This is a genomic window from Streptomyces sp. NPDC058697, assembly GCF_042715345.1.
GTDB classification, from domain to species: domain Bacteria; phylum Actinomycetota; class Actinomycetes; order Streptomycetales; family Streptomycetaceae; genus Streptomyces; species Streptomyces liliifuscus.
Window position 1 is genome coordinate 141,267 of the sequence record NZ_JBHXSU010000022.1, and the last position, 10,616, is coordinate 151,882.

At 68.5% G+C, this 10,616-nt stretch carries 9 protein-coding genes; 7 read left to right on the top strand and 2 right to left on the bottom strand.

Features of this window, described 5'->3' with window-relative positions; genetic code table 11:
- The first annotated feature begins 114 nt into the window (after positions 1 to 114).
- The 3 genes from ACFWXQ_RS36605 to ACFWXQ_RS36615 all read left to right on the top strand — a co-directional run bounded on the left by ACFWXQ_RS36605 (position 115) and on the right by ACFWXQ_RS36615 (position 3,206).
- A complete protein-coding gene (locus ACFWXQ_RS36605; RefSeq protein WP_383950129.1) occupies positions 115 to 1,347 on the top strand; it encodes an amidohydrolase family protein in 1,233 nt (410 codons plus the stop codon).
- Complete coding sequence (locus tag ACFWXQ_RS36610) at positions 1,344 to 2,285, top strand: LLM class F420-dependent oxidoreductase (RefSeq protein WP_383950126.1); 942 nt, start codon at positions 1,344 to 1,346, stop codon at positions 2,283 to 2,285. The genes ACFWXQ_RS36605 and ACFWXQ_RS36610 overlap by 4 nt, the downstream gene beginning before the upstream one ends.
- 216 nt (positions 2,286 to 2,501) lie before the next feature.
- Positions 2,502 to 3,206, top strand: a complete 705-nt coding sequence (locus ACFWXQ_RS36615) for a response regulator transcription factor (RefSeq protein WP_383950123.1) — start codon at positions 2,502 to 2,504, stop codon at positions 3,204 to 3,206.
- 115 nt (positions 3,207 to 3,321) lie between these two features.
- Here ACFWXQ_RS36615 and ACFWXQ_RS36620 read toward each other — a convergent pair whose 3' ends face one another.
- Together ACFWXQ_RS36620 and ACFWXQ_RS36625 are read right to left on the bottom strand one after the other, a co-directional pair.
- Positions 3,322 to 4,113 carry a hypothetical protein gene (locus ACFWXQ_RS36620; protein WP_383950120.1) on the bottom strand — a complete coding sequence of 264 codons (792 nt, stop codon included), beginning with the start codon at positions 4,111 to 4,113 and terminating at the stop codon, positions 3,322 to 3,324.
- 90 nt (positions 4,114 to 4,203) lie between these two features.
- The gene (locus ACFWXQ_RS36625; protein ID WP_383950118.1) at positions 4,204 to 4,941 is read right to left on the bottom strand and encodes a hypothetical protein; all 738 of its coding nucleotides are present in this window, start codon (positions 4,939 to 4,941) and stop codon (positions 4,204 to 4,206) included.
- 195 nt (positions 4,942 to 5,136) lie between these two features.
- Here ACFWXQ_RS36625 and ACFWXQ_RS36630 point away from each other — a divergent pair, with 195 nt between their 5' ends.
- From ACFWXQ_RS36630 to ACFWXQ_RS36645, 4 genes are all read left to right on the top strand, one after another.
- A complete protein-coding gene (locus ACFWXQ_RS36630; protein ID WP_383950116.1) occupies positions 5,137 to 5,913 on the top strand; it encodes an SDR family NAD(P)-dependent oxidoreductase in 777 nt (258 codons plus the stop codon).
- Positions 5,914 to 6,023: 110 nt separating this feature from the next.
- A complete protein-coding gene (locus tag ACFWXQ_RS36635; protein ID WP_383950114.1) occupies positions 6,024 to 7,142 on the top strand; it encodes an LLM class flavin-dependent oxidoreductase in 1,119 nt (372 codons plus the stop codon).
- 110 nt (positions 7,143 to 7,252) lie between these two features.
- A complete protein-coding gene (locus tag ACFWXQ_RS36640) occupies positions 7,253 to 8,983 on the top strand; it encodes an amidohydrolase family protein (protein ID WP_383950111.1) in 1,731 nt (576 codons plus the stop codon).
- A gap of 40 nt (positions 8,984 to 9,023) precedes the next feature.
- On the top strand, positions 9,024 to 10,475 hold the full coding sequence (locus ACFWXQ_RS36645; RefSeq protein ID WP_383950153.1) for an aldehyde dehydrogenase family protein: 1,452 nt from the start codon (positions 9,024 to 9,026) through the stop codon (positions 10,473 to 10,475).
- Positions 10,476 to 10,616: the final 141 nt, after the last annotated feature.

Sequence of the window (10,616 nt, forward strand, 5' to 3'; positions counted from 1 at the left end):
AGCCCTCACAGGGCCCACACCCCCTCCTCGCAACCCCGTGACGAGGTTCCCGCATTCCAGAGAGCCGCCGCACGACAGCTGACGGCCCGTCAGATCGGCGCTACCGTAAAACACATGGAGACCTTCCCGAAGATCATCTCGGTGGACGACCACACGGTGGAGCCCCCCAACGTCTGGCGGGACCGGCTCCCGTCGAGGTACCGGGACCGGGGCCCGCGCATCGTTCGCGCCCCGCTCAAGGAAATGACCTTCCTGGGCGGCAAGTTCGCCCCGGTCATGGGCAGCCCCGGGGACGACGGCCCGATCGGCGACTGGTGGGTCTACGAGGACCTGCACCGCCCCCTCACCCGTCTCGACACCGCCGTCGGCTACGACAGGGACGAGATCAAACTCGAAGTCATCACGTACGAGCAGATGCGCCCGGGCTCGTACGACGTCCCGCAGCGCCTCGCCGACATGGACGTCAACCACGTCCAGTCCGCCCTCTGTTTCCCCACCTTCCCCCGCTTCTGCGGCCAGACGTTCACCGAGGCCAAGGATCGGGAACTGGGGCTCCTCTCGGTGCGCGCCTACAACGACTGGATGGTGGAGGAGTGGTGCGGGCCCGATGCGGCGGGCCGGCTGATACCGCTCACCCTCATACCTCTGTGGGACGCGGAACTCGCCGCGCAGGAGGTGCGGCGCAACGCCTCCCGTGGAGTACGGGCCGTCGCCTTCTCCGAGATACCTCCGCACCTCGGACTGCCCTCCGTTCATACGGACGAGTGGGATCCGTTCCTCGCCGCCTGCGACGAGACCGGGACCGTCATCGCCATGCACATCGGGTCGAGCAGCCGGATGCCCTCCACCTCCGCCGACGCCCCGCCGGCCGTCGGCTCCACCATCACCTTCGCCAACTGCTGCTTCTCGATGGTGGACTGGCTGATGAGCGGCAAGTTCGAGCGCTTCCCGAACCTCAGGGTCATGTACGCGGAGGGCCAGATCGGCTGGATTCCGTACATCCTCGAACGCGCGGACGTCGTGTGGGAGGAGAACCGTGGGTGGGGCGGCGTCGCCGACAAGGTCCACCGGCCGCCGTCCGAACTCTTCACCGAGCACGTGTACGGGTGCTTCTTCGACGACGCCTTCGGGCTGAAGAACCTCGACGCGATCGGCGTGGGGAACGTGCTCTACGAGACCGACTACCCCCACTCCGACTCCACTTGGCCCAAGTCGCGCGAGGTCGGCGAGGCGCAGATGGGCCACCTGGACGCGGACGTCGTCGACCGGATCGTACGGCGCAACGCGATCGAGCTCCTAGGACTGACCGAGGACGGGCTGTGGGCCGGACCGGGCGGTGCCAGTTGAGCGCCCCTCTCGGCAACACGTCCTTCACCTACGGGATCCAGCTCCCCGTCCAGTCCCAGAGCACCATCTACGCGGAGGCGTGGGAGGCGGACGCGGGTCCCGCCGACCTCGTCGAGATCGCCCGCACGGCCGACCGCTCCGGCTTCGACTACGTCGCGAGCTGCGACCACGTCGCCATACCCCGCCGCCTCGCCTCCGCGATGAGCACGGTCTGGTACGACCCGGTCGCCACGCTCGCCTTCCTGGCCGGAGTCACCGAGCGCGTAAGGCTGTTGAGCCATGTCGCGGTGGTCGGGCTGCGGCACCCGCTGCTCACCGCCAAGCAGTACGCGACCCTCGACCGCCTGAGCGGCGGGCGCCTGATCCTCGGGGTCGGCGCCGGACACGTACAGGAGGAGTTCGAGGTCCTCGGGGTGGACTTCGAGCGGCGCGGGGCCGTGCTCGACGAGTGCGTCGATGCCTTGCGGGCCGCCCTCGGGCCCGATGAATTCCCCACCCACCACGGGAAGTTGTACGACTTCGAGGGGCTCGGGCAGCGGCCCCGGCCCGTGCAGGAACGGGTGCCCGTCTGGGTCGGCGGGTCCTCGCCGGCCGCCGTCCGGCGGGCCGCGGTCAGGGGCGACGGGTGGCTGCCGCAGGGGGACCCGCGGGAGCGGCTGCCCGAGCAGATCGCCCGGGTCCGACGGCTGAGAGAGGAGGCGGGGGTCGCCGAACCCCTCGTCGTCGGGGCGATCACCGAGCCGTTGTACGTGGGGGAGCCGGGGTGGAGCGTGGGGCGCCGCACTCTCAGCGGGGCTCCCGAGTCGCTCGCCGAGTCGCTGCGCGCGTACCGGGCGATGGGGGTGCACCAGATCCAGGTGCGGTTCCGCAGCCGGAGCCGTACCGAACTCACCGACCAGATGGCCGCGTTCGGTGCGGAGGTCGCCCCTCTGTTGTAGGCGCCGCCGCAGTCACACAGGACACAGCTGTCTGACAGCCAGACAGTTCATTCTTGAAACTTCGAACAAAGCCCGCCCGTGCCGCGTATGTAAGGACGTCATGGCTACGGCGGAAGGACACGCGAAGTGCGATCCCCCCGGCACGTCCGAACCTCCCTGCACAGCGACCAGCAAGGCTCCGAGCGCGTCGGCACCACCGTTCCAGAATGCGTCACCGTGCCATTCGGTACCACTGATCCGGTCAGCGCCACCGCTCCGGTGGTCCCCTCCCGCAAGCTGACCGTCGCGCTCGCCTGCGCCGACGCCGACTGGCCGTACGAGCACTGGCCGGCCCCGGACGATCCGTACGTGGGCCGGGCGCTGCCCGTGTCCCCGCCCTACCGCGCGCTCCGGGAAAGCCCGTTGGAGGGCGCGGTGGATGTCGTCGTACTCCGCTGCCAGGATCCGTCGGTCGCCTTCGCGGAACTGTTGAAGGCCATGGGCGCGATGAGCGCCCCGGTGGTCGTCGTCAGCCCTCGGCGGGACTGCGGGACGGTGGTCGAGGTGTTCCGGGGCGGCGCGGGCTATCTGGTCGACGGCGACCACTGCGTCAACATGCTGTCCTCGGCGGTCATGGCCGCCGCGGTCGGCCACGCCTACCTCTCGCCCACCGCGTGCACCGCCCTGCGGGAGGCCGCCGCGCGGATGCCGCGCGGCGGGGAGGCGACGGAGCGAATGCGCTCCCTGCTCTCGCCCCGGGAGCGGGAGATCATGGAACTGCTCGCGACCGGCCTGGGCGCACAGGAGATCGGCGCGAGATTAGGGCTGAGCGAGAAGACCGTCCGCAACAACCTCAGCAACATCTACGCCAAGCTGGACGCCCGGGGGAGCACGGAAGCCGTCCTGAAGTGGCTGGGGGCGGATCTCCCGATTCGCGTGTGAGAACGAGCCGTTCGTGTGTGGGAACGGCTCGGGTTCGCTGGTTCGTGTGGGGGAGCGGGCCCCCGTGTATCCGTACCGAGGGCCCGCTCCCGCTTTCACCTGTCCGTCGGCGCCGCTATGACAGCGTGACCTCCGACAGCGGAACTTCGACGTCGGTGACGTTTGTTCCGCCTTCACCGAATCCGGGTTCGGTGCGAATGCTGTTCCCGCTGTTGATGATTCCGTTGGCCTCCGGTGTGCCGCACTGCACATTGCGCAGCCAGAGGCGGCCGTCGGGCGTGTCGTTGGCCAACAGCTGCGGATAGAACACGTGCACGGTGGCGGCTCCCTCGCTGGGGGAGAAGAACACCGTCTGGCCATCCTGGGGCTCTTTGTAGGTGGCCCTCAGGAATCCGCTCACATCGGTGCGCTTGTGGGACCACATGAAGAAGGCGATGTGGTCGGCTTTCACGGTGTCGCTTCTGGTGAAGGAGAACGAGGAGGTGGTGTCGTCGCGCTTGATTTTGATTTCCGTGGTGCTGAACTTGACGCCGATCTCGAAGAAGGAGTTCCCGAGCTTCGTGCTGCCGTCCACGTCGAATCCCTCCCCGGTCTGGATGACCCGGGTCACGGCCGCGGTTCCGCTGAACGTCTTCGTCGCGGCGGAGGTGATTCCGCAGTTGTCGGTCACGCTGGTGACCCGCTCGTTGGGGCCGAGACTGTTGGCCTTGGCCTGGACGTCGACGAACTCGCAGTTCTCCAACTTGTCCGAGTCCGCGGCGCAGTCCGCGGCCACCTCGTCGGGGGTGGCGGCGCCCGCGCTGTACATCAGCGGGACGGCCAGCCCCAGGGCGGCGACCGGCGCCAGGAAGAGAAGGACGCGCTTCTTCTTGCTCCGGTGGCTTCCGCCGCGGCCGGTGCGTGTCATGGTGTTTCTCCTGTACAGGGAGGAGGGGGAGGGATTTCGGGCGGGGTTTCGGGAGGGGTTTCGCGAGGGGGGCGAGGTCCAGGTCCCGGCTCAGCAGTCGGTGAGTACGGCCTTGGAGACACCGTCCGCGAGTCCGGGCGCGCCCGCGGCTCCCGGCCGGACGGCCGGGCCCTCGACGACGTCCGGTGCCACGAAGTTCTGCTCGGGTGAGGGGTTCACGGCGAAGCTGCCCGGATTCGCGTCGATACGCACCCGCCATTCGCCGGTCATGCGCTGCATCTTCGGCGTGAACGTCACGTGCAGGACTTTGCCGACGGGTACTTCGCGCTGTTCCGACTCCGTGGCGGTGACCGTCCTGATGGTCAGGTCCGTCGTGCTCTTGTGCTTGACCCAGGATCCGCTCAGGATTCCGAAGAGGCCGCCGCCGCCACCCTGTTCCGTCTCGGTGTAGGTGCCCTCGCCCTGACCGATCGCCTGCGAGAACTCGGTGGTCACCTTGGACGGTTCGGTGGCGTTCGGCTCGCAGTTCGGAAAGTCGACCGTGACTTTCTCCGTGGGCCCGTCGAAGGTCTCGAACTTCGTCTCGACGAAATCGCAGTTGTCGGCCGCGAAACCGTCGGCGAAGGCGCCCCCGAAGTCTTCCACCGACCGCTGTTCACCGTTGAGAACCGCAGACCTTTCACACATCTGAATGATCTGCTCGGGCGTCTTCTCGTCGGCGGCGTTGGCCGACGGAAGCATCACGGTGGCGACAGCCGCACCGGTCACGAGTGAAGCTCCGATCGCCACGTAACGGACCTTCTTGTTCCTGAAGCGCCTCTTGGCCATGCCCAGCTCTCCTTGAGGGTTCCTTTGCCTTTTGATTGAGGATTATTGGGGTCCCGCGAGAGGCGCCGACAGAGTCAAATGTCCCTACTCGTCGGTCACTTGGCATCGCAGATGCAAGCATCCGTTCACGGTCTGACGCATCGTCAGGTCCAGCGGTACGCTGACCTCGGCCAATGCACCGCGAAGGGAGTCCACATGGGCAAGCTCGACGGACGTGTCGTCCTCGTCACAGGCGCCGCACGCGGCCAGGGGGAGCAGGAGGCCCGGCTGTTCAGGGAAGAAGGGGCCGACGTCGTGGTCGCCGACGTCCTCGACGGCCAGGGTGAGACCCTCGCCAAGGAGATCGGCGCGCTCTACGTCCACCTCGACGTGAGCCGGGAGGAGGACTGGACGTCCGCCCTGGCCGCCGCGAAGGATGCGTACGGGAAGGTCGACGGGCTCGTCAACAACGCGGGCATCCTGCGCTTCAACTCCCTGGTCGACACGCCCCTCGACGAGTTCATGCAGGTCGTGCAGGTGAACCAGGTCGGTGTCTTCCTCGGCATCAAGACCCTGGCCCCCGAGATCGAGGCGGCCGGCGGCGGGACCATCGTCAACACCGCCTCATACACCGGGGTCACCGGCATGGCGTACGTCGGCGCGTACAGCGCGACCAAGCACGCGATAGTCGGCCTCACGCGGGTGGCCGCGCTGGAACTGGCGCCCAAGGGCATCCGCGTCAACGCCGTCTGTCCGGGCGCCATCGACACCGCGATGAGCAACCCGGCCCTGCTCGACCCGGCGGCGGACGCCGAGGCCTCCTCGGCCGGTGTCGAACGGTTCTACCGCAAGCTCGTGCCGATGGGCCGGATCGGGAAACCCGAGGAGGTGGCCCGGCTCGCCCTCTTCCTCTCCTCGGAGGACTCCTCGTACATCACCGGACAGCCGTTCGTGATCGACGGCGGCTGGCTGGCGGGCGTGAGCGTCATGTGACGGCCCATCAGGTATTGACGCCTCGCGGGCGCGGTGCAACAGTCGGCGGCAGATGGATCTGACGGTGCGTCAGGTTCGGCAGGGTGACGGACAGGGGACGGTGAACCTCCTTGGAATTCGGGCTCTTTGTACAGGGATACGTGGGCAAGCGGGCCGAGACCGATCCGCTCGCGGAGCACAAGGCGCTGATGGAGGAGACCGAGTACGTCATCCAGGCGGACAAGTCCGGCTTCAAGTACGCGTGGGCGTCCGAGCACCACTTCCTGGAGGAGTACTCCCACCTCTCCGCCAACGACGTCTTCCTCGGCTATCTCGCGCACGCGACCGAGCGGATCCACCTCGGGTCGGGCATCTTCAACCCGCTCGCCCAGGTCAACCACCCCGTGAAGGTCGCCGAGAAGGTCGCCATGCTCGACCATCTCACAGAGAACCGCTTCGAGTTCGGCAGCGGACGCGGGGCCGGCTCGCACGAGATCCTCGGCTTCCTCCCCGGCATCACCGACATGAACTACACGAAAGAGATCTGGGAAGAGACCATCGCCGAGTTCCCGAAGATGTGGCTCCAGGACGAGTACGTCGGGTTCAAGGGCAAGCACTGGCAGCTCCCTCCGCGCAAGGTCCTGCCCAAGCCGTACGGGAAGTCCCACCCCGCCATGTGGTACGCCGCCGGGTCGCCGCCCTCCTACTCCATGGCCGCCCGCAAGGGGCTCGGAGTCCTCGGCTTCAGCGTGCAGAAGGTCTCCGACATGGAGTGGGTCCTTGAGCAGTACAAGACGGCCGTCGTGGAGGCGGAGCCGATCGGGGACTTCGTCAACGACAACGTGATGGTGACGACGACCGCGATCTGCGCGCCCACGCACGACGAGGCGATACGGATCGCCGTGGGCGGCGGGCTGCACTATCTGCCGTCGCTGGTGTTCCGGTACCACGACACGTTCCCTCGGCCCGAGGGGTTCCCCGTGTGGCCGGAGACGCTGCCCGAGTACAACGAGGAGTTCATCGAACTGCTCATCTCCGAGGAGCTGTTGATCTGCGGGGATCCGGACGAGGTGCTCACGCAGTGCAAGCGGTGGGAGGCGGCCGGGGCCGATCAGTTGTCTTTCGGGCTGCCGGTGGGGGTGCCCAAGGAGGAGACGCTTCAGACGATCAGGCTGATCGGGGAGCACGTGATTCCGAAGATCGATACGGATCCTGTCCATCGGACTACTCGGTTCCGCGGGGCGGTCTGAGGGTCGTCGGAGGGTGCGGGTTCGTTGTGGCTGGTCGCGCAGTTCCCCGCGCCCCTGGGTGAGTGTGCCCCGCCGTAAGTCGGAAGGTTCAGGGAGAGAAGGGTTTCGTCGTGCTTGACCATCTGATCAAAGGCGCGACCGTCGTGGATGGGTCGGGTGCGCCCTCCTATACCGCTGACGTGGGGATACGGGACGGGCGGATCGCCGTCATCGGTGACGTCACCGAACCGGCTCGTACGACGGAGGATGCTTCCGGGCTCGTACTCGCGCCGGGGTTCGTGGATCCCCATACCCACTACGACGCGCAGCTGTTCTGGGACCCGTATGCGACGCCCTCTCTCAACCACGGGGTGACGACGGTGGCCGGGGGCAACTGCGGATTCACGCTCGCGCCCTTGAATCCGGCGCGGCCCGAGGACGCCGACTACACGCGGCGGATGATGTCCAAGGTCGAGGGGATGTCGCTGGTCGCGCTGGAGGAGGGGGCGCCGTGGAGCTGGCATTCCTTCGGGGAGTATCTGGATGCCCTGGAGGGGCGGATCGCGGTCAACGCGGGCTTCATGGTGGGGCATTGTGCGCTCAGGCGGTATGTGATGGGGCCGGACGCCGTCGGCGGGCAGCCCTCGCCCGAGCAGCTGGAGCAGATGCTGGCGCTCTTCCACGAGGCGATGGAGGCCGGTGCCTGGGGACTGTCCACGACACAGTCCTCCACCCACTCCGACGGGGACGGGAAGCCCGTCGCCTCGCGGCACGCCAAGCCCGCCGAACTGCTCGCGCTCTCCCAGGCGGTGGGCGATCACGAGGGCACGCAGATCGAGGCCATCGTGGCGGGCTGTCTCGACCAGTTCAGCGACGACGAGATCGATCTGTTCGTGGAGATGAGCGCGGCGGCGGGCCGTCCGCTGAACTGGAACGTCCTGACGATCGACGCGGCCGTCCCCGAGCGCGTCCCGCGTCAGCTGGCGGCAAGTGAGCGGGCCCGTAAGGCCGGTGGGCGGATCGTGGCGCTCACGATGCCGATCCTCACGCCGATGAACATGTCGCTGGGGACCTTCTGCGCGCTGAACCTGATACCCGGGTGGGGCGAGGTGCTCGGACTCCCCGTGCCCGAGCGGATCGCGAAACTCCGTGACCCCGTGGTCCGTTCCGAGATGCTGCGGCGGGCCGACTCCAAGGAGGCGGGGGTCTTCAGGCGCCTCGCCGACTTCGGGCGGTACGTCATCGGGGACACCTACAGCGCGGAGAACGAGGGGCTCACCGGACGCGTCGTACGGGACATCGCGGCCGAGCGCGGCCAGGAACCCTTCGAGTGCATCATCGAGATCTGCGCCAACGACGGTATGCGTACGGTCCTTTGGCCCATGCCGACCGACAACGACCCCGACTCGTGGTCGCTGCGCCAGGAGACGTGGCGGCACGAGGACGTCATGCTCGGCGGCTCGGACGCGGGCGCCCATCTGGACCGGATGTGCGGGGCGCCGTACACGACCCGGTTCATCGGGGACTGTCTGCGGGGCCGGAAGCTGACGACTCTCGAACAGGCCGTGAAGATGCTCACGGACGACCCGGCCCAGCTCTTCGGACTGCGTGAGCGCGGACGGATAGCGGAGGGCTTCCATGCGGACCTCGTGCTCTTCGACCCGGACCGCATCGACGCCGGCAAGGCCACCCTGGTGCACGACCTGCCGGGAGACAGCCCGCGCCTCGACTCGAAGGCGATCGGCATAACGGCCGTGTGGGTCAACGGGGTTGAAGCGATACGGGGTGATGTGGTGTCGGGCGCCGTACCGGGCAAGGTGCTGCGGTCCGGCCGGGACACGCGAACGGTGAGCACGAAGTGACGTGACGGCGACGACGGTGGCGGCGGGTGTGGGGGGCCAAGTGACGGACGGGCAGCGGCTGTTCATCGGCGGCTCGTGGGTGGAGCCGGACGGCGGCCACTACGAGGTGATCGACCCGGCGACCGAGGATGTCGTCGGGGCGGCTCCGGAGGCCTCGCGGGATCAGGTGCACGCGGCGGCAGCCGCGGCCCGCGAGGCCTTCCGGTCATGGTCGCGTACGGCACCCGAGGAGCGGGCCGCGGTCCTGCATCGGGCGGCCTCAGAGATCCGGCGCAACCTCGTCCCGTACGCCGAACTGGCCCAGGCCGAGACCGGGGCGACGACCGGCACCGCGCGCGGGATGCAGGTGGGGGTCGGGGCGGCCCGATTCCAGCGGTACGCGCGCGTGGAGCCCGTCGAGGAGCCGCTGCCCCCGCAGATCAACGAGGCGGGGCCGTTCGGCAGGGCGGCGGTGATGGGCGCCCTGGCGGTACGCCAACCAGTCGGCGTGGTCACCTGCATCACCTCGTACAACAACCCCTGGGCGAACCCGGCCGGCAAGATCGCCCCGGCGCTCGCGATGGGCAACACGGTCGTCGTGAAACCCGCTCCGCAGGACCCGCTGTCCGTGTACCGGATGGCTGAAGCCCTGGAGGCGGCGGGTGTGCCGCCGGGGGTCGTGAACGTCGTCAGCGGCTCGCGCGCGGAGGTCGGCGAGGCTGCCGTCGACTCGGACGACGTCGACATGGTGAGCTTCACCGGTTCGACCGCCGTCGGGCGGCGTATCGCCGAGGTGTGCGGTCGCGGTATGAAACGGCAGTTGATGGAACTGGGCGGGAAGGGCGCGGCGGTCGTCTTCGAGGACGCGGACCTGGAGTCGGCGGTCCGCGGCATCGGAACCACGTTCTCCTTCTACAGCGGCCAGATCTGCACGGCCCCGACGAGGGTGCTGGCGCAGCGGACGGTGTACGACCGATTGGTGTCCCAACTGGCTGCCTACATCGACTATTTGAAGGTGGGAGACCCGCGGGCGGAGGGCACGGTCGTCGGGCCGGTGATCTCCGCCGCCCACCGGGACCGGATCGAGTCGTACGTCGAACTGGGCCGCAAGGAGGGGGCGCGGGTGGTCGCGGGCGGTGAACGGCCGCCGTCCGAGCGGGGTTTCTACGTCGCCCCGACCCTCCTCGCCGACTGCACGCCCGACATGCGGGTGGTCCGCGAGGAGATCTTCGGCCCGGTCGTCGTGGTCCTCCCCTTCGACGACGAGGATGAGGCCGTCGAGCTCGCCAACGACAGCGACTACGGCCTCATCGACTACGTCTGGTCCGGCGACGTCGCCCGCGCCTTCCGCGTGGCCCGACAGCTGCGGGCCGGCGGCGTCGGCGTCAACACGGTCGGGCGCAACATGGAGGCTCCGTTCGGCGGCTTCAAACAGAGCGGGGTGGGCCGCGACGTCGGCTCGTACGCCCTGCACGCGTACTCGGAGATGCAGTCACTGGTGTGGCCGGGCTGAGGATTCCCTCGCCCCCGCCGCCCCTACCCGTCCCGTCCCCTGGGGCTCCGCCCCAGACCCCGTCCGTAGCGATTTCGGGTGCGGGCCCGGTGGGGGCTGGTCGCGCAGTTCCCCGCGCCCCTAGGTACCTAGGGGCGCGGG

What these genes read in the sequence shown, in the direction of transcription:
- ACFWXQ_RS36605 (WP_383950129.1), top strand. Translation starts at nt 115, where the DNA reads ATGGAGACCTTCCCGAAGATCATCTCGGTGGACGACCACACGGTGGAG.
- ACFWXQ_RS36620 (WP_383950120.1), bottom strand. Translation starts at nt 4,113, where the DNA reads ATGACACGCACCGGCCGCGGCGGAAGCCACCGGAGCAAGAAGAAGCGC.
- ACFWXQ_RS36625 (WP_383950118.1), bottom strand. Translation starts at nt 4,941, where the DNA reads ATGGCCAAGAGGCGCTTCAGGAACAAGAAGGTCCGTTACGTGGCGATC.
- ACFWXQ_RS36630 (WP_383950116.1), top strand. Translation starts at nt 5,137, where the DNA reads ATGGGCAAGCTCGACGGACGTGTCGTCCTCGTCACAGGCGCCGCACGC.